We start from the raw sequence: 17,978 nt of genomic DNA, 5'->3' as shown, positions 1-17,978 counted from the left end.
ATGGCTCTCGCCAGGGGCCGGCGCACCGATCGCCGGATCGACTATTGGCCGGGCTTCGTCGACGCGCTGTCGACGCTGCTGCTCGCCATCATGTTCCTGCTCACCGTTTTCGTGCTGGCGCAGTTCCTGCTCGGACGCGAACTCTCCGGCAAGGATACGGCGCTCACGCGCCTCAACTCGCAGATCAACGAACTGACGCAGTTGCTGGCGCTGGAGCGCTCGAGCGCGCAGGACAAGGACGATTCGCTGGCCAATCTGCAGGCGTCGCTGTCGGCCGCCGAAGCTGAGAAGAGCCGGCTCGAGCAGCTGCTGGCGCAAGGTGCCGGCGCCGGCGACGCCGCCACCCAGCGCGCCGCGGAACTCGGCGGCGAACTCGACAGCCAGCGCCAGATCAGCCAGCAGGCGCTGAGCCAGGTCGAGATCCTGAACCAGCAGATCGCAGCACTGCGCAAGCAGATCGGCGCGCTCGAGGACGCCCTCAATGTGTCCGAAACGCGCGACCGCGATTCCAACACCAAGATCGCCGATCTCGGCCGTCGGCTCAACGTCGCGCTGGCGCAGCGCGTGCAGGAGCTGAACCGCTATCGCTCCGACTTCTTCGGCCGCCTGCGCGAAATCCTCGCCGACCGCGAGAACATCCGCATCGTCGGCGACCGCTTCGTCTTCCAGTCGGAAGTTCTGTTCCCGACCGGGTCGGAAGTGATCAACGATGCCGGCAAGGTCGAGATGAAGAAGCTCGCCGATGCCATCATCGAGTTGCAAAAGGAAATCCCGCCCGAGATCAACTGGGTGCTGCGCGTCGACGGCCACACCGACAACAAGCCGCTGTCCGGCGCCGGCCGCTATCGCGACAATTGGGAATTGTCGACGGCGCGTTCGACCTCGGTGGTCAAGTTCCTGATCGAGAACGGCGTGCCCGCCAACCGGCTGGTTGCGGCCGGCTTCGGCGAATTCCAGCCGCTCGACCCCGCCGACACCGAAGACGCCCGCAACAAGAACCGACGCATTGAACTGAAGCTCACCGAACGGTGATTTTCAGTCACGCGAAATTGTTTGCCGGCTCAACTCTAGGGCGCAACGCCAGGTCGGCAAGGCCTGAAAACATTATCTTTCTTTAATTACACTTCGCGTTTCCGGGCTCCTACTTTGACGCGCAGGGCCGAGAACCGCCGGCGATGCCTCCCATCGCGACGCGACGGAACCGGACGGCCCGCTTCCGGAAGGCGGAGCGAAAGCGCTTGCCCCTTCCATAACAGGAGGAGACGCACATCATGCGCTCTTTGAAGACTCTCAGGACCGCAACCCTCACGACACTTCTGATCACTGTTCCACTCGCCGGCGCCTATGCCGCCGGACATCACAAGGGCGCCCTCGACGCCAGCGACCCGACCGACATGACCGGTCCGCGCGTGACCGGCCTGATCGAGCAGGTGCGGGGCGTCGAACAGGGCATCACGGATGCGCGCGAGACGAAGGGCATCTCGACCTCGGAAGCGCAGTGGCTGCATCTGCGTGCTGCGCATATCGGCCAGGCCGCCGAACGGGTCGCCGCTTCGGACCATGGCCGGATCCCGGCCGCGCAATATCACGATCTGCTGCGCCGCCTCGACAATGTCGATCAGAGGCTGATGTCCGACACCGGCAGCGGCTTCATGATCGGTGATGGCTCCGACGGCGGAAATTATCCGAACGGCTGAGATCCGCTCTGATATCTCCAGGAATGAGGAAGGGACTGTCTGACGCCCCCGGATCTGGCTCCGAGGGCGTCTTTTTTGTCACCAGCCCAGCCACAGCGCAGCGAGGGCCAGCACCGCCGGCACGGTCTGAATATAGAGGATCTTCCGGCTGGCAGTCGCCGCGCCATAGAGGCCGGCGACGGCGATGCAAAGCAGGAAGAACACCTTGATCTGGAATCCGGCTGCGCCGAGATAGAGGCCCCAGATCAGCCCGGCGGCAAGGAAGCCGTTGTAGAGCCCCTGATTGGCGGCGAGCACCTTCGATGCGCTGGCGAAGTCCGGCTTGAGGTTGAACGCCCTGTGCCCGCGCGGTGTGTCCCACGCCACCATCTCCAGATAGACGATGTAGACGTGGATCAGGGCCACCAGCCCGACCAGGATATTGCCGATCATCTTAGTCTCCCCTGCATGGCGGTGTTCCACCGCCAGCCAGCATTCCACGCACAAGCTCATCGGCGCAAGCTGCATCGGCGAAAGCCACCTTTGAGGGTTGCCAATCCTGGCGCGTTGGTATCTTTTCCCGCGGTCCAAAACGCGGAACCTGCCATGTCTTTTCAGAAGCTCGATGATCTCGGCCACAAGCTCGAAGCGCTGGAACATGCGCTCGCTATCCTCGGCGCCGACGAGGCGACCCACATGGCCGTCGGCGGCGGCGAGAAGCGCGCCGAAGCCATGTCGTCCCTGGCCGGGATGCTGCATATCAGGGCTACCGCGCCGGAGATCGCCGACTGGCTCGCCGCCGCCGAACAGGAGGCGCTGAACGAGGAGCAGCAGGCGGCGGTCCGCGAACTGCGTCGCCAATACACCAACCTGACCTGCCTGCCGGTCGAATTCGTCGAGCGCCAGACGGTGGCGCGTATGCGCTCCGAGCAGCTCTGGCGCGACCTGCGCGCCAAGAATGACTGGGCAGGCTTCCTGCCGGCGCTCGAAGGTGTCATCGCGCTGGTGCGCGAGGAAGCCGCTTTGCGCGCCGACGCGCTCGGCCTCGATCCCTACGACGCACTGATGGAGCAATACGATCCTGGCAACCGCGCCGCCGACATCACGCCGGTCTTCACCGAGCTGAAGACATTCCTGAAGGGCTTCGTGCCGGAAGCCCTGGCCGCGCAGGAAGCGCGCCTGGCCAGGCATCCCGTGAAGCCGCTCTCCGGCAGCTATGCGATCGACCGGCAGCGCGAGCTTGGTCTCGCCATGATGGCTTCGGTCGGCTTCGACCTCACCCACGGTTCTCTGTCCGTATCGCACCATCCCTTCTGCGGCGGCGTGCCGAGCGACGTGCGCATCACCACCCGCTACAAGACGTCCGACTTCCTGTCGGCCTTGATGGGCGTGCTGCACGAGACCGGCCATGCGCTCTACGAGCAGAACCTGCCGAAGGCCTGGGCGCACTGGCCGCTCGGCAAGGCGCGCGGCATGGCGGTGCATGAAAGCCAGAGCCTGTTCGTCGAGAAACAGGTCGGCCGCAACCCCGAATTCTGGCGCTGGGCGCTGCCCGTGGTCGAAAAGCATCTCGGCGAAGCCTGGTCGCTCGACGACATCCTGCCGCATGTGCACCGGGTCGAGCGCGGCCTGATCCGCGTCGACGCGGACGAGGTAACCTACCCGCTGCATGTCATCCTGCGCTACGAGTTGGAGCAGGAGCTGGTCTCGGGGCGGCTGCAGGCGGCCGACCTGCCCGAAGCGTGGGACGCCAAGATGCGGGAGTATCTTGGCCTTTCGACCATCGACAACCCAGCCGACGGACCGATGCAGGACGTGCATTGGCCGGGCGCCGCCTTCGGCTATTTCCCGTCCTATACGCTGGGCGCCATGATGGCGGCGCAGCAATGGGCTGCGCTGACGCGCGACCATCCTTCAGCCGACAGCGATCTCGCCAGGGGCAATTTCGCCGCCATCAATGACTGGCGCCGCGACAAGATCTGGTCGCAGGGATCGCGCTGGTCGACGCCCGAACTGCTTGAGCGCGCCACCGGCGAGAAACTGAATGCCGCGCATTTCACCGAGCATCTCCGCAAGCGGTATGGTCCCGCCTGATTGCGGGTTGCTACTCCGCGGCACCCCTGAAGGCGCTTGCTCCGGTTTCGAACTGCAGCTTGGCCAGCCTTGCATAGATTCCGCCCTTGGCGACCAGGCTCTGGTGCGTGCCTTCCTCGACGATGCGGCCGCCATCCATGACCAGGATGCGGTCGGCCTTCAGCACGGTCGCCAGCCGGTGGGCGATGACGATGGTGGTGCGGCCCTGCATCAGCCGTTCCAGCGCCGTCTGCACCAGCGTTTCGCTTTCGGCGTCGAGCGCCGACGTGGCCTCGTCGAGCAGCAGGATCGGCGCGTCGCGCAGGATGGCGCGGGCGATCGCCACGCGCTGGCGCTGGCCGCCGGACAAGGTGACGCCGCGCTCGCCGACCTGGCTGTCGTAGCCCTTGTCGAGCCTGAGGATGAACTCGTCGGCCAGCGCGTCCCTGGCGGCGGCCTCGATCTCGGCATTCGTCGCGCCCGGCCGGCCAAAGCCGATATTGTCGCGCGCGCTTGCCGCAAAGATGGTGACATCCTGCGGCACGATCGCAATGCGCTCCCGCACTTCAGCCGGATCGGCTTCGCGCACGTCGACGCCGTCAATGGCGATGCGGCCGGTTTCTGGATCGTAGAAGCGCAGGATCAGCGAAAAGACGGTGCTCTTTCCGGCGCCCGACGGGCCGACGATCGCCACCGTCTCGCCGGGCTTGACCTGAAAACTCAAGCCGTGGACGGCGGCACGGTCCGGCCTTGCCGGGTAGGAGAAGGAGACGTCGTCGAAGCTGATCGCGCCTGTCGCCTTGGCGGGCAGCGGCAGCGGATTGGCCGGCGGTTGAATCGCCGGCGTCTCGTCGAGTATCTCGGTCAGCCTTTCGGCCGCACCCGCCGCCTGGGCAAGCTCGCCCCAGACTTCCGACAGTGCGCCCAGCGCGCCTGCGGCAAACACGGAGTAAAGCAGGAACTGGCCGAGCGTACCGGGCGACATCGTGCCGGCAAGCACGTCACGCGAGCCGAACCACAACACCGCCACGACCGAGGAAAAGATCATGAAGATGGCAAAGAAGGTGAGCAGCGAGCGGGAGAAGATCGACGAGCGCGCCGCTTGGAAGGCGGCTTCCACCGCGGCCGAGAACCGCCCGGTGACCAGCGTCTCGTTGGTGAACGCCTGCAGCGTGCGCACCGCGCCGATCTGCTCGCTGGCATAGGCGGTCGCTTGCGCCAGCGTATCCTGCGCCTGCCGTGACCGGCGCCTCACCGAACGGCCGAACGCGACCAGCGGCAGCACGATGAGCGGAATGGCCGCGATCACCAGGCCCGACAGTTTCGGGCTGGTGACGACCATCATCGCCACCGCGCCAAGGCCGAGGATGACGTTGCGCAACGCCACGGAGGCGGTGGCGCCGACGGCGGATTTCACCTGCGTGGTGTCGGCGGCAAGCCGCGAGACGATCTCGCCCGACTGGGCGGTGTCGAAGAAGGACGGCGAAAGCGTCGTGACATGCGAAAACACGTCGCTGCGGATGTCGGCAACGACCCGCTCGCCGAGCGTGATGACGAAGTAGTAGCGTCCGGCCGATGCCGCCGCCAGAATGGCTGCCATCGCCACCAAAGCGGCGAAATATTCGGCGATGAAGACGGTGCCGGAAGCGCTGAAACCGTGGTCGATCATGCGCCGCACGGCCAGCGGCAGCGCCAGCGTCGTCGCTGCGGCGATGGCGAGCGAAATGAGGGCGCCTATGACCAGTTTGCGGTAGCGGAATATGTAGGGATATAGGCGCCTGAGCGGCCCGAGCGAGCGCCTGCGCCCGTCTTGCTCGCCGCTGATGTCCGCCATGACCGTTTCCTCTGGCCGCTCCAGGTGGGCGCGTTCAATATGCGCCTGCCGTGGCCTTGTGATTCAATTCCGGCTGATGTATAGGCTCGCCGACCGTTTTAGAAGCCGTGGCTTTTCAATAGCTGCGGCTTCGAGTTTTAAAAAGGGGCGCATCGACGCAGGCCGCGGGCCCGTCTGTAGCGCCGCAAGCCAGGAAGCACGACAATGAAGGCCGATATCCATCCCGACTACCACACCATCAAGGTCGTCATGACCGATGGCACCGAATACTCGACCCGTTCGACCTGGGGCAAGGAAGGCGATACGATGAACCTCGATATCGATCCGACCACGCACCCGGCCTGGACCGGCGGCCAGCAGACCCTGCTCGACCGCGGCGGCCGCCTGTCGAAGTTCAAGAAGCGCTTCGAAGGTTTCGGCCTTTAAAGTTTACCTGTATCGCTGAATAAAGAACCCGCCTTTGTGGCGGGTTTTTTGTTGCCGTCAAAGTCAGTCGCTTCAAGCTAACGCGCCGATACCTCCCGCTTGTGGGGAGGTCGGCCCAAGGGTCGGGTGCGGTCCGACGCCTCCACCCTGCTGCTTCGAAGCGACCCTTCCCAGAGTGGTGCGAGCCTACCCGTCCACCAATTCCCGCAGCGCCATGCGCTTGTAGGCGGCGACCAGCCTGTCGCCCTCCTGCCGATCGACCGAGATCGCCAGCCGCACGGCAGCCTCGCCCATCTGCCAGACCAGAAACGCTGTGGTCTCCAGCGCCACCGGATCGGCGCCGGGATGCAGCCGCTTCAGCACCATGGTCAGGAATTCGGCATTTGCCCGGCTGTCGGCGAGTTCGAGCTGGCGCAGCGCCTTGTCGGCCTGCGTGCCCGACCAGATGTCGCGCATCACCGGCTCGGCCAGGAACAGCTGATAGTAGATATCCACCAGCTCCGAAAACGCCTGCCGCAGGCCCTCGGCGTCGACGACATCCTTGAGCGCCGAGGAGATGCAGGCCTGGCTTTCGGCGGTGTAGCGCTCGGCCAGCGCCCAGACGATCGCCCGCTTGTCGGGAAAGAACTGGTAGAGCGAGCCGATCGACACCGCGGCCCGTTCCGCCACCTCGCCCATGCGCATGGCGTCGCTGCCTTGCTCGGCAATCAGCGCCGAGGCTGCGGCCAGCATGCGCTCGACCCGCTCGCGGCTGCGCTGCTGGGTGGGCGCCCGCCGCGGCGATGCTACCTGCTCCTGGGCAGATGCGGGCGCTGCTGTGTCTTCCATGACTGCCTCCGGTTCCGACAAAATTGCCAACAAACGGCTTGACTCGCAAAATACGAGGGTTTATCACGTTTTGCAAATGTGAGGATCACTCATATTTTCAAGCAAAGGAGAACCACAATGACTGACACCAAACCAATCCTGATCCTCGGCGGCACTGGCAAGACCGGCCGTCGCCTCGCAGAGCGGCTGACCGCACAGGGCGTTCCCGTGCGCATCGGCTCGCGCTCCGGCAGCCCCCGCTTCGACTGGGAGGTTCCGGCGACCTGGGAGCCTGCCATGCAAGGCGTGAGTGCCGTCTACATCAGCTACTATCCCGACATCGCCGTGCCGCGCGCCGCCGAGACAGTCGGCGCCTTCGCCAAGCTTGCGGTGGCAAATGGCGTCACCCGCCTGGTGCGGCTCTCCGGCCGCGGCGAGACCGAGGCCCAGCGCGCCGAAGAGATGGTCAAAGCCTCGGGCGCCGACTGGACGATCCTGCGCTGCGCCTGGTTTTCGCAGAATTTCAGCGAAGGTTTTCTCGTCGAGTCCCTGCTGCAAGGCGAAGTGGCCTTGCCTGTCGGCCCTGTTGGCGAGCCCTTCGTCGATGTCGACGACATCGCCGATGCTGCCTTCGTCGCGCTGACCGAGCCGGGCCATGTCGGCCAGCTCTATGAGCTGACCGGGCCGCGGCTGCTGAGCTTCGCCGACGCGGTCGCCGAGATCGCCAAGGCGACCGGCCGCGACATCCGCTATATCAAGATCTCGCATGACGAATTCACCGCCGCGACGGCGGCACACGAACTGCCGCCCGAAATCGCCTGGCTGCTCAACGAGCTGTTCACCGAAGTGCTTGACGGCCGCAACGAGACGCTGACCGACGGTGTCCAGCGTGTGCTCGGCCGCGCGCCGAAAGACTTTTCCGCCTACGCAAATGAACCCGCCGCAACCGGCATCTGGAGCAACTGAGATGATCAAGCTTCTTCCCACCCTCACCATCATCGCCGCCATCGGCTCGGGCGTCGTCGGCGGCGTGTTCTTCGCCTTTTCCAACTTTATCATGTCGGCGCTTGCCCGGCTGCCGGTCCCCCAAGGCATCGCAGCGATGAATTCGATCAACATCACGGTGATCACGCCCACCTTCATGACGGCGCTGTTCGGCACCGGCGTGCTCTGTCTGGTGCTTATCGCCGCCGTTCTCATGGGGTGGAGCCAGTCCGGCTTATACTGGCTGCTTGCCGGTGCCGTGATCTATTTGATCGGCAACCCGATCGTGACCATGGTCTTCAATGTGCCGCTCAACGATGCGCTCGCCGCCGTCGACCCGGCCAGCGCCAATGGCGTAGCCGTGTGGGCGAACCATCTGAATCAATGGGTGATGTGGAACCACGTCCGCACCATCACCGCCATCGTGTCGATGGCCTGCTTTATGTTCGCATTGCTCTGAAAAATGGCACTTCGCAAACGCAAGGACCTCGCCTCAAGCGGAGTCCTTTTGCGTGTGACCCTTGCGGTCGGAATGACCGAGATCCCGGTCCGGATCGATGACGTCGCGCACCAGCTGCTTGAGCTTGGCGGCATCGGGAAAGCCGCCGTCGCGCTTGCGGTCCCAGACCAGCACATCGTTGCAGGAAACGGTGAAGATGCCGCCTGTGCCCGGCACCAGCGTCACTTCGCCAAGATCCGTGCCGAAGGTGGAGAGCAGTTCCTGCGCCATCCAGCCGGCCCGCAACAGCCACTGGCACTGCGTGCAATAGGTGATGACCACGCGGGGCCTCTCCGGCACACTCATGTCTGGGCCTCCTGTATGCGCACCGTGGTATTTGCGAATCGATCGTGTATCGGGTCGTCGCCCAGAGCTATGGATATCGCAATCCAGACCGGCCAGATCAACACCGAAACGAGGGCAGCGGACGCAACCACTATTTCCAGGCTGGAGTAATCCTGCACGCCACCGGGAGCGGTGCCCCAAGCCTGAAAAGCATACCAGCTTCCCGTCAGGACGATCGGTAATGCGCCGAGAAACTTGATAAGTTGCCGCCGAACAGCCTTTCTCGCCGGCAGGCCGACCCTATGTCTGTCGTCCTCATCATGTACAGTGAGCTCCGTGAGCCGCTTGCCGATTGATTGGCCGGACTTCAACTCCATAATGAGGAGATAAGACGCCAGAGCGATCAGCTCGAGGAAACCCAGGTCCAATGCTGCAGGCCTGAAATTCCCTTGCGAATCCAGATCGATCGAGATGGAGGAGGTTTCTCCAGGCTTTGAGCCCGGCGCCGTACCCACGCTCCATATGGCGACCGGCAAACCAAGTACTGATGTTCTACACACCTGCCAATCATAACGGGCAAGTGTCGGGGCACCGTGAACCGTACCCTCCTGGCATAGTTTCCAGTTCAGCCAAAAGCTGCCTTTTACGCCACCGTTGGTCAGCAGAAATAGAGCCCCTACGAGCAAATAGAGGGCGATCAGGATTACAAGGTAGTCGATGAGTGCAGCGAGAAACCGTCGCCATATGCCGGGCCGGCGAGGCCAGGCCACCGCATCGGCAAAACTTGCCTCTTTATAGTCGGTCATCGGCCCCCCCTGATAACTGACTAATCTATAGGCAGGCCGCCGTCATACAGCAATATTCGCATCCGACTGTATTGCACGGACCTACGCCGCGCTGAGCTTGGCCATGGTCTCGTCGTCGACCTCGAAATTGGCGTAGACGCTCTGCACGTCGTCATCGTCCTCGAGCGTTGCCACCAGTTTCATCAGCGATTGCGCCCGCTCTTCGTCGACCGGGACATTGTTCTGCGGCTGCCAGATCGGCTTCACCGATTCGGCCTCGCCAAGCGAGGCTTCCAGCGCCTTAGACACTTCGCCCATACTCTCGAACGCACAGTAGATGGTGTGGCCTTCCTCGTCGGACTCGACGTCATCGGCGCCGGCCTCGATCGCCGCGTCCATCACCTTGTCGGCGCTGCCGGCGGAGGCCGGATAGTAAATCTCGCCGGCGCGGTTCCACATGAACGACACCGAGCCGGTTTCACCAAGCGCACCCCCGGCTTTGGTGAAGGCGGCGCGCACGTTCGAGGCCGAGCGGTTGCGGTTGTCGGTCAGCGCCTCGACGATCAGCGCCACGCCGCCTGGCCCATAGCCTTCATAGCGCACCGCTTCGTAGTTCTCGGCATCGCCCATCGATGCCTTGTTGATGGCGCGCTGGATGTTGTCCTTCGGCATCGACACCGCCTTGGCGTTCTGAATGGCCAGGCGCAAACGCGGGTTCATCGACGGATCCGGTGTTCCGCTCTTGGCGGCGACGGTGATTTCGCGCGCCAGCTTGGAAAACATTTTCGACCGCACCGCGTCCTGCCGGCCCTTGCGGTGCATGATGTTCTTGAACTGTGAATGGCCGGCCATGGCACCCCTGTCGTCTTCGGCTAGAGCATCCCGAAGCGAGGTGGTCTCACCTCGTCCTCCCGGGTACTCGAATTCAAATTTTCAGAGCCGTCCAAGGTGCAACGCGATGGATGCACGGCGTTCTCTGTCGGAATGGCCGGCTTATAGATAAATCGGCTCAATTCGTCCAGCCGCGCCGGTTCAGCCCTCCAGATCGGACTTCAGCCGGTCGATAATGCTGAGCGCATGGCCGGCATACTGGCTGATCCAGCGGTCGTGGATGTGCTTGATCGGCAGCGCGTTGAGATGGTTCCAGCGCTCTCGCCCTTGGCGCTTTGCCACCACCAGTTCGGCTTCTTCCAGCACCTTGAGATGCAGCATGACGGTGCAGCGATCGATGTCGGGAAACGCCTCGCACAACATGCCGGTCGTCTGCGGTGCATCCTTCAGCCGATCCAGCAATTCGCGACGGCGCGGATGCGCCAACGCCTTGAAAACGTGATCGTCTGCGGTTTGGCTTGACATGTTATGTTTCTATAACATATCGTCGAGCCAATCAAGGAAGGAGCTGTGGATATGTCTCTTGGATTCAGAGTTTCCGGGCGCATCGGCAAACCGGTCGCCGAAGTCTTCGACGCCGTCGTCAATCCTAAAAAGCTGAGTGGCTATTTCACCACCATCGGCGGCGCCAGCGCGCCGCTGAAGGCCGGCATCGGTGTCGTCTGGTGGGGAAAAGTGCCGGTCGAGGTCGATGAAGTGGTCAAGGACAGCCGCATCGTGTTGCGCTGGGATGCCACAGATGCCGACGACAGGCCCGCCTACAAGACACGCATCGAGATGAACTTCGAGCCGCTGGACGATGGCGGCACCCTTGTGACCATTGCTGAATCCGGCTGGCCGGAAGGCGTGGTCGGCCTGCAGAAATCCTACCTCAATTGCGAGGGCTGGTCGCAGATGCTGGCCTGCATGAAGGCCTATGTCGAATACGGCATCAACCTGCGCGACGGCTACTACCGCGGCGAGATGAGGGGCGAGCCGGCCAACGAGACAAACAGATGAACAGCGCAACGGAGCCCGCAATGACCGCGAAAATGACAGGTGGAATCAACATCGCCATGAAGGTGCCGCCGCACCAGTACGAGGCGACGATCGCCTTCTATCGTGATGTCGTCGGCTTAAAGCCATTCACCGCCAAGACGCCAGCCATCGGCTTCGAGCTTGGCCCAAACCGTCTGTGGATCGACGAGGCGCCGATGCTGAGCCAGGCCGAAGTCTGGCTTGAGCTTTTCACCGACAATTCTGCAGCCATTGCGGATCATCTCGCCAAGGCCGGCGTCGTCCGTTGCGACGCGGTCGAGCCCCTGGGCGAAGGCTTTCGCGGCTTCTGGATCGCCAACCCGGCCAGCATCGTTCACATGGTGCGCGAGCCTGACGCATGGTGAGCGCAAACCGGACAAGGAAGGAGCATCGATGGAAATTCACAAAACGCCGACTGCCGAAGCCGGCATGCTGATTAAGCGGCCGGTCGCCGATGTCTTCGAGGCGATGGTCGACCCGGCCATCACCACGAAATTCTGGTTTACCCACAGTAGCGGCCGGCTGGATAGCCGCAAAGAGGTTCGCTGGGAGTGGCGCATGTACGGCGCCTCGGCGATGGTCAATGTCAGCGAGATCGTCGAGAACAAGATGATCGTCATGCAATGGAGCGATCCGCCGACCACTGTGGTCTGGACATTCCCGGAGATGCCCGGCGCCGAAACGCCTGACGGTGCGACCTTTCTTGAGGTCAGCAATTTCGGCTTCGCCGGCACCGCCGACGAGCAGGTCAAGCAGGCGGTCGGCTCGACCGACGGCTTCGCACTGGTTCTTGCCGGCGCAAAGGCATGGCTGGAACAGGGCCTGTCGCTTGGCCTGATCGGCGACCGTTATCCGAAGGGCGTGCCGGGGCGCTAGGATCGCCCCGATCGCCCAGCCTCAATGCCCACCGCTGGATTTCTTCCTTCGCCGCGCCAGCATGTTGAGGCCCTCGACCAGGGCGGAAAAGCCCATCGCGGCGTAGATGTAGCCCTTCGGCACATGATAGCCCATGCCGTCGGCGATCAGCGTCATGCCGATCATCAGCAGGAAGCCCAGCGCCAGCATGACGATGCTCGGGTTCTTGGCGATGAAATTGGCCAGCGGCCCGGCCGCCAGCATCATCACGCTCACCGCCACGATCACGGCGATGTACATGATGGCAATCTCGTCGGTCATGCCGACGGCGGTGATGATCGAATCGATCGAAAAGACGAGATCGAGCAGCAGGATCTGGAAGATGGCGCCGGCAAGCGAGATCTGCAGCGTCTCGCCCATCATCGTATCCTTGTGGTCGTCGGGATCGACGGTGTGGTGGATTTCCTTGGTCGCCTTCCAGACCAGGAACAGGCCGCCGGCAATCAGGATCAGGTCGCGCCAGGAAAAGCCATGGCCGAACGCTGTGAACACCGGCGTCGTCAGCTGCACGATGATGGAGATGGTTGCGAGCAGCACCAGCCGCATGATCAGCGCCGCCGAGATGCCGAGACGGCGGGCGCGGGCGCGCTGCGCCTCAGGCAATTTGTTGGTCAGGATCGAGATGAAGATCAGATTGTCGATGCCGAGCACGACCTCGAGGACGATCAGCGTCAGCAACGCGACCCACGCGGTTGGATCGGAAACAAATTGAAAATGCGGCGCAAAGAACTCGATCAGCTGCATGGAGGTCGTCCCCTCTTTAACGATCTAGAGCAGTTTCGTCGCCAGTTAGGTACTTTACTCGACTATATCAATGTCAAGACCAGAAGGATGGCGCGGTTTCTTCGAGCCGCGGCCCGCGACGAAAAGGCGCGATCTTCTCGGTCAGGCCGGTGCGGTCGGAAATAGTGACGCCGACGCCGCACAATGTCGCCGGTCCGGTCGCCGCCTCGAAGCGGCCTTTCGGCACTTTCGACAGGAAGCGGTTGAGCGGCTCTTCCTTGTCCATGCCGAGCGAGGAATCATAGTCGCCGCACATGCCGGCATCGGACATGTAGCCGGTGCCGCCGTTGAGGATCTGGTGGTCGGCCGTCGGCTGGTGCGTATGGGTGCCGATGACGAGGCTGGCGCGGCCGTCGACGAAATGCGCGAAGCACATTTTCTCCGAGGTCGCTTCGGCATGGAAGTCGATGACCACGGCATCGGCCTGCTCGCCCAGCGGACAGGCGGCCAGCTCGCGCTCGCCGGCCTGGAACGGATCGTCGAGCTCGGGATGCATGAACACCCGGCCCATGATGTTGGCGACCAGCACGCGCGCGCCGTTTTTGGCGATATAGACGCCGGAACCGCGCCCCGGCGTGCCCTCGGGGAAGTTGGATGGGCGCAAAAAGCGCTCCTCGCGCGGCGCGAAGATCAGTGCGTCGCGCTGGTCCCAGACATGGTTGCCGGTGGTGACGACATCCGCACCGGCGGCGATGGTGTCGCGAAAAATGTCTTCGGTGATGCCGAAGCCGCCGGCGGCGTTCTCGCCATTGACGATGACGAAGTCGAGTTTGAAATCCGAGATCAGGCCGGGCAGTTGTTCCCACACCGCCGTACGTCCCGATTTGCCCACCATGTCGCCGAGGAAGAGAAGTCTCATGCCCACTTCTATCCAGAGGCACGGACGCTAGGCAAGCGCTACCCGGGCGATTGGCGCTAACGCCGGCCGAAAGTACCACGCTGCTGTTGAGGCGGCTTGGCGCTCGCGCCCGCAACGCGAACTGCCGAAGGCATCATCGGTGACGCCGGCGGTGCGGTGCGTCCGCGCAGCCAGAAGAACCACACGTAAAAAACAGTGAACCCACCAGTAGCGGCCAGGAGCAACAGCCCGCCGCGCCAGCCCTTCATCGCCGCGGTATCGAGGATCGATGGATTGGCAGGGTTGTAATACAACTTCACCGCGTCGCCTTTGGACGCCGTGTAGAGGCCGATGTCCTTTCCCTTGCCGGACCACGTCATCGGTGCATCGTTCGCGACATAGGTGACAGCGACGTTGATGCCTTTCGCGGTGAGGCCATTACCCTGGGCTTCGCTGTAGGAACTGACATCCGTCACTGTGGCAACCGTCTGATGCCAGGCGAACTGGTGGTGCAGGGCCGTTCCGGAAATGTGCAATGCCATCGCGAACAGCGTTACCGCGATGAGGACGAACGGCATCAGCAGGAAGCGTGCGAAGACAAACATGATGGCCGCCATCGGCTCGGACTGTGTTGCCGGAATACTATCCGGCACGTCTTGGAAACGCGTTAAGCGGGATCGCGGTCTTTTAAGCGATGTCGAAGCGGCGCAAACCGCTCTCGGTGAGTATTTCCGGGATGATGACGTCGTGCGCCTCATCCGGCACCAGACCCACCTCCTGGCAATCGAAAGCGATGCCGATCAGTCGTGGCGGCTGGCCCTTGTCGATCAGCCTGGCGATGGCGCGGTCGTAATAGCCGGCGCCATACCCGATGCGATGACCGCGGCTGTCGAAGGCCGCGAGCGGCACCAGCATCACCGCGGGATCGAGAACCTCGGCCTCCGCATGCGGACCGACCGTGCCAAAACCCATCTCGACCATCGGCGCGCCGCGCACCAGTTCGCGAAAGACGATGGTGGTCTTGTCGAGGATGGCCGGCAGGCAAAGCCTGGCCCCGTTCTCGCGCAAGGCGGACATCAGCGGCCTGACGTCGACTTCCGATCGCATCGGCCAGAAAGCTGAAACGATCTGACCCGGCTCGATGGCGAGGTGGTCGCGCGCCGTCTCGGCCATTTCAAGCGCGATCTCCACCCGCCACAGCGGATCGAGCGCATCGCGACGGCCGAGTGCCTCGAGGCGCAACTGCTTTTTCAGGTCTTTGGGAGATGTCATGCGCGGACGATAGAAAAGGTCGGATCTGGGTGACGTTTCATGAGCGACGTTTTCTACCACATCATCCGCCAAACTGGGCGGATAGAGGTAAGTGACGATCCACACAACCGGTGGAGAGAGCGATCCCGGGAACCTACAAAGTAGGTGGGCGCCGTATGAGAAAACCCACGGGTCTTCCCAGGGACAGCTCCCTAAGGATCGTTAAGGCCCCGGGGAAAATGTTCTCCTGCCGGGAAGCGCAGACCGCCAAGCCCAATATAGGCGGCTGGTCGGTCAAGCGCTAGTGACATGAGCCGATGTTTCCATTTCGATCTCACACGCTTTGGTCGCAGCCGGCTCGCCCTTGCACAGGTCAAGCAGCGTCCTTACGCTCGCGCTGACCAACCGAGGAGCAAGTATGCGTTTCGAAGGCACGGCGGCCTATGTCGCCGACAAGGATCTGATGGTGGCGGTGAACGCCGCGATCGCGCTGGAGCGGCCGTTGCTGGTCAAGGGCGAGCCGGGCACCGGCAAGACCGAGCTTGCCCGCCAGGTGGCATCGGCGCTCGGCCTCGACCTGATCGAATGGCACGTCAAGTCGACCACCCGTGCGCAGCAGGGACTGTATGAATATGATGCTGTCTCGCGGCTGCGCGACAGCCAGCTCGGCGATGCCAGGTTCAACGACATCAAAAACTACATCAAGCGCGGCAAGCTCTGGCACGCCTTCGCGGCCGGTAAGAAGGTCGTGCTGTTGATCGACGAGATCGACAAGGCCGATATCGAATTCCCCAACGACCTGCTGCAGGAACTCGACCGGATGGAGTTCTTCGTCTACGAAACCGGCGAAACGATCCGCGCCGCTGTGCGCCCCATCGTCATCATCACTTCCAACAATGAGAAGGAACTGCCCGACGCCTTCCTGCGCCGGTGCTTCTTCCACTACATCCGCTTTCCCGATGTCGACACGCTGCACAAAATCGTCGACGTGCACTATCCCGGCATAAAGCAGAATTTGGTGCGTGCTGCCCTGACCCAGTTCTACGAGATCCGCGATGTGCAGGGGTTGAAGAAGAAGCCGTCGACCTCCGAGGCGCTCGACTGGATCCGCCTGCTGGTCGCCGACGACATCGCACCCGAGGATCTGCGCGCCGACCCCAGGAACGCGCTGCCGAAGCTGCACGGCGCACTGCTCAAGAACGAACAGGACGTGCATCTGTTTGAACGCCTGGCCTTCATGGCCAGACGGCAGGGGTGAGGATCGAGGGTTGGCTGACAGCTACGGGCGGCTTTGGCCGCTTACTCCGCGGGAGCAAACCCTCTCTCCTGCGGCGCGACGCGCTTCGGCCCGAAGATGACGAAGCCGATGACCGACAGGGCGAGAACGCCGATCCCGCAATAGAGCATGACCCAGCCGAAACCGTTGACCAGGGCGGCATGCACGATGGCGCCGGATGGGTCGAGGGCTGCGAGCTTCGGCGTCCCCTGCGCAAGGCCCTCCAGATTGCCGGTGGCGATCCTTTCCGCCAGTGCCCGCAACTCATCCGGCTCCAAAGCCGCGCCGAGTGTGGCCCGCAGGTGGGAAACGATACCTTGCGTCAGCAGCAGGCCGAGCACCGCGATGTTGATGGCAAGCGTGATCAGGCGTGCGCTGATGTCGATGCCGGACGCCATGCCGGCACGATCCGGCGATACCGCGCCGGTCGTGGTATTGGTGGTCGGCGAATTGGTGAGACCGATGCCGATGCCGGCAATCAGCGTGCCGGGCAGCATGGTCAGCCAGGTGGCGCCCTCGAGCCCGGAGCCGATCCACATGGCGATGAAACCGATCCCTAGCGTCAGCAGACCGAGCGGGATGGCAATTCGCGCCTGATAGCGCGCGCGCAGGCGCTCGGCGATCGGCGGCATCACCATGAAGGGCAGCGTGTAGACGAGCAACAGCAGGCCGGTCGTCGTGCTGTCATAGCCGAGAACGCCCGAATAATAGATCGGCAGATAGATGATGAACGGCCAGTAACTGAAATTCATGCCGATGGCGCCCATGATCGCGCCGGAAAACTGGCGGATGCGGAACGCGGAGAAATCGAACATCGGATAGGGATTGACCCTCTCGGCCACAAGGAAAGCGATGAACGCAGCCACGGAGGCTAATATCACGCCGATGCGGGCGCTGGTCCCGAGATCCGCACCCTGCGTGATCAGATAGGAGAAGCCGAACACAGAAACCGACAGCGTCAGCATGCCGGCCCAGTCGAGCTTCTGGGCATTGTGATCGCGCGATTGCGTGACACCGGCGCCGATAAAGGCGAGCGCCAGGAGCGCCAGCGGCACGTGGATGAGGAACACCCACTGCCAGTTCGACAGCGCCACGATCAGGCCGCCAATGGCGGGACCGAAACCAAGCCCGATGCCTGAGACGACGCTCCAGGCAACAAAAGCCTTGCCGCGTTCGCGGCCATCCTGGAACTGATGCGACAGCACGGCGACGCTGCAGGTCAGCATCGCGCCGCCGGCGAGACCTTGCAGGAAGCGGGCGGCGATCAGCAGCGCCGCACTCGGCGCCAGGCCGCACAGCAGCGAGGCGAGGCCGAAGGCGACGGTGGTGATCACCATCACGCTCTTGCGGCCGAAACGGTCGGCCAATGTCCCTGTCGCCATCAGCACCGTGGTGCAGGCAATGGTGTAGGCGTTCATGATCCATTGCAGGTCTTTGAAATCGGCGGCGAGCACGCTTTCCAGTTTCGGCAGGATCACCGGCACGCTGGAGATTTCGAGCCCGAACAAGAGCGACGCCAAGCACACGCCGGTGAGCGCGATGGTGTTTCGTTGAATTGGCATATCGATCTCTTTCCATCGGAACATGCGGCGCTCTTCAAACCGCGACCAGTTTGACATAGAGGAGACTTGACCATGA

The 17,978-nt window shown here is 63.1% G+C and carries 22 protein-coding genes and 1 other RNA gene; 10 read left to right on the top strand and 13 right to left on the bottom strand.

Annotation, left to right across the window (positions count from 1 at the left end):
* The gene (locus tag NKL06_RS18895) at positions 1 to 1,032 is read left to right on the top strand and encodes a peptidoglycan -binding protein (RefSeq protein ID WP_023684164.1); all 1,032 of its coding nucleotides are present in this window, start codon (positions 1 to 3) and stop codon (positions 1,030 to 1,032) included.
* Positions 1,033 to 1,271: 239 nt separating this feature from the next.
* Positions 1,272 to 1,697, top strand: coding sequence for a hypothetical protein (locus NKL06_RS18890; RefSeq protein ID WP_023688945.1), 426 nt, complete (start codon positions 1,272 to 1,274; stop codon positions 1,695 to 1,697).
* A 78-nt stretch (positions 1,698 to 1,775) separates the two neighbouring features.
* On the opposite strand, the gene NKL06_RS18885 is transcribed toward NKL06_RS18890, so the two are convergent.
* A complete protein-coding gene (locus NKL06_RS18885) occupies positions 1,776 to 2,129 on the bottom strand; it encodes a DUF1304 domain-containing protein (protein ID WP_023808051.1) in 354 nt (117 codons plus the stop codon).
* Between the two features lie 153 nt (positions 2,130 to 2,282).
* On the opposite strand from NKL06_RS18885, the gene NKL06_RS18880 reads away from it, so the two are divergent.
* Positions 2,283 to 3,770, top strand: a complete 1,488-nt coding sequence (locus NKL06_RS18880) for a carboxypeptidase M32 (protein ID WP_023694585.1) — start codon at positions 2,283 to 2,285, stop codon at positions 3,768 to 3,770.
* Between the two features lie 10 nt (positions 3,771 to 3,780).
* On the opposite strand, the gene NKL06_RS18875 is transcribed toward NKL06_RS18880, so the two are convergent.
* On the bottom strand, positions 3,781 to 5,583 hold the full coding sequence (locus tag NKL06_RS18875) for an ABC transporter transmembrane domain-containing protein (RefSeq protein WP_023668749.1): 1,803 nt from the start codon (positions 5,581 to 5,583) through the stop codon (positions 3,781 to 3,783).
* A gap of 204 nt (positions 5,584 to 5,787) precedes the next feature.
* Here NKL06_RS18875 and rpmE point away from each other — a divergent pair, with 204 nt between their 5' ends.
* Complete coding sequence (rpmE, locus tag NKL06_RS18870) at positions 5,788 to 6,009, top strand: 50S ribosomal protein L31 (RefSeq protein ID WP_023668748.1); 222 nt, start codon at positions 5,788 to 5,790, stop codon at positions 6,007 to 6,009.
* Between the two features lie 186 nt (positions 6,010 to 6,195).
* Here the strand turns inward: rpmE and NKL06_RS18865 are convergent, their stop codons facing one another.
* Positions 6,196 to 6,837 (bottom strand): TetR/AcrR family transcriptional regulator, encoded by a 642-nt coding sequence (locus NKL06_RS18865; protein ID WP_023694584.1) that lies wholly within the window; start codon positions 6,835 to 6,837, stop codon positions 6,196 to 6,198.
* A 117-nt stretch (positions 6,838 to 6,954) separates the two neighbouring features.
* Here NKL06_RS18865 and NKL06_RS18860 point away from each other — a divergent pair, with 117 nt between their 5' ends.
* Both NKL06_RS18860 and NKL06_RS18855 read left to right on the top strand, forming a co-directional pair.
* A complete protein-coding gene (locus NKL06_RS18860) occupies positions 6,955 to 7,782 on the top strand; it encodes an NAD(P)H-binding protein (protein WP_023694583.1) in 828 nt (275 codons plus the stop codon).
* A gap of 1 nt (position 7,783) precedes the next feature.
* Entirely contained in the window at positions 7,784 to 8,260 is a 477-nt protein-coding gene (locus tag NKL06_RS18855) for an anthrone oxygenase family protein (RefSeq protein WP_023694582.1), read from the top strand.
* Between the two features lie 33 nt (positions 8,261 to 8,293).
* Here NKL06_RS18855 and NKL06_RS18850 read toward each other — a convergent pair whose 3' ends face one another.
* From NKL06_RS18850 to NKL06_RS18835, 4 genes are all read right to left on the bottom strand, one after another.
* Positions 8,294 to 8,605: an Rdx family protein gene (locus tag NKL06_RS18850; RefSeq protein WP_023694581.1), complete on the bottom strand. Its 312-nt coding sequence runs from the start codon at positions 8,603 to 8,605 to the stop codon at positions 8,294 to 8,296.
* Positions 8,602 to 9,390, bottom strand: coding sequence for an RDD family protein (locus NKL06_RS18845; RefSeq protein WP_023694580.1), 789 nt, complete (start codon positions 9,388 to 9,390; stop codon positions 8,602 to 8,604). Before NKL06_RS18845 ends, NKL06_RS18850 begins: the two co-directional genes overlap by 4 nt.
* A gap of 81 nt (positions 9,391 to 9,471) precedes the next feature.
* Positions 9,472 to 10,221, bottom strand: a complete 750-nt coding sequence (locus NKL06_RS18840) for a YebC/PmpR family DNA-binding transcriptional regulator (RefSeq protein WP_023668740.1) — start codon at positions 10,219 to 10,221, stop codon at positions 9,472 to 9,474.
* Between the two features lie 180 nt (positions 10,222 to 10,401).
* Positions 10,402 to 10,725 (bottom strand): ArsR/SmtB family transcription factor, encoded by a 324-nt coding sequence (locus NKL06_RS18835; protein ID WP_023668739.1) that lies wholly within the window; start codon positions 10,723 to 10,725, stop codon positions 10,402 to 10,404.
* 51 nt (positions 10,726 to 10,776) lie between these two features.
* Between NKL06_RS18835 and NKL06_RS18830 the strand changes: the two genes are divergently transcribed.
* Genes NKL06_RS18830 through NKL06_RS18820 form a run of 3 tightly spaced genes read left to right on the top strand, consistent with a single transcriptional unit; the run spans position 10,777 to position 12,153 of the window.
* Entirely contained in the window at positions 10,777 to 11,259 is a 483-nt protein-coding gene (locus NKL06_RS18830) for an SRPBCC domain-containing protein (protein ID WP_023694579.1), read from the top strand.
* Positions 11,260 to 11,279: 20 nt separating this feature from the next.
* Positions 11,280 to 11,642: a VOC family protein gene (locus tag NKL06_RS18825; protein ID WP_031208971.1), complete on the top strand. Its 363-nt coding sequence runs from the start codon at positions 11,280 to 11,282 to the stop codon at positions 11,640 to 11,642.
* A 28-nt stretch (positions 11,643 to 11,670) separates the two neighbouring features.
* Positions 11,671 to 12,153 carry an SRPBCC family protein gene (locus NKL06_RS18820; protein WP_023694577.1) on the top strand — a complete coding sequence of 161 codons (483 nt, stop codon included), beginning with the start codon at positions 11,671 to 11,673 and terminating at the stop codon, positions 12,151 to 12,153.
* A gap of 21 nt (positions 12,154 to 12,174) precedes the next feature.
* On the opposite strand, the gene NKL06_RS18815 is transcribed toward NKL06_RS18820, so the two are convergent.
* The 5 genes from NKL06_RS18815 to ssrS all read right to left on the bottom strand — a co-directional run bounded on the left by NKL06_RS18815 (position 12,175) and on the right by ssrS (position 15,333).
* Entirely contained in the window at positions 12,175 to 12,936 is a 762-nt protein-coding gene (locus NKL06_RS18815; RefSeq protein WP_023694576.1) for a TerC family protein, read from the bottom strand.
* A gap of 73 nt (positions 12,937 to 13,009) precedes the next feature.
* Positions 13,010 to 13,834: a TIGR00282 family metallophosphoesterase gene (locus tag NKL06_RS18810; RefSeq protein ID WP_023694575.1), complete on the bottom strand. Its 825-nt coding sequence runs from the start codon at positions 13,832 to 13,834 to the stop codon at positions 13,010 to 13,012.
* A gap of 56 nt (positions 13,835 to 13,890) precedes the next feature.
* Complete coding sequence (locus NKL06_RS18805; RefSeq protein ID WP_196813862.1) at positions 13,891 to 14,418, bottom strand: DUF3592 domain-containing protein; 528 nt, start codon at positions 14,416 to 14,418, stop codon at positions 13,891 to 13,893.
* Positions 14,419 to 14,500: 82 nt separating this feature from the next.
* Positions 14,501 to 15,085 (bottom strand): 5-formyltetrahydrofolate cyclo-ligase, encoded by a 585-nt coding sequence (locus NKL06_RS18800; RefSeq protein WP_023694574.1) that lies wholly within the window; start codon positions 15,083 to 15,085, stop codon positions 14,501 to 14,503.
* A 92-nt stretch (positions 15,086 to 15,177) separates the two neighbouring features.
* Positions 15,178 to 15,333: non-coding RNA, 6S RNA (gene ssrS, locus NKL06_RS18795), on the bottom strand.
* A 149-nt stretch (positions 15,334 to 15,482) separates the two neighbouring features.
* Between ssrS and NKL06_RS18790 the strand changes: the two genes are divergently transcribed.
* Positions 15,483 to 16,322, top strand: a complete 840-nt coding sequence (locus tag NKL06_RS18790; protein WP_023694573.1) for an AAA family ATPase — start codon at positions 15,483 to 15,485, stop codon at positions 16,320 to 16,322.
* Between the two features lie 41 nt (positions 16,323 to 16,363).
* Here NKL06_RS18790 and NKL06_RS18785 read toward each other — a convergent pair whose 3' ends face one another.
* Entirely contained in the window at positions 16,364 to 17,902 is a 1,539-nt protein-coding gene (locus NKL06_RS18785; RefSeq protein WP_196814135.1) for an MFS transporter, read from the bottom strand.
* Positions 17,903 to 17,978: the final 76 nt, after the last annotated feature.

The sequence above is a fragment of the Mesorhizobium sp. C268A genome, assembly GCF_040324475.1.
Classification (GTDB): domain Bacteria; phylum Pseudomonadota; class Alphaproteobacteria; order Rhizobiales; family Rhizobiaceae; genus Mesorhizobium.
The sequence above is the reverse complement of the archived record's forward strand: the minus strand, read 5'-3'. Positions and strand labels throughout refer to the sequence as shown.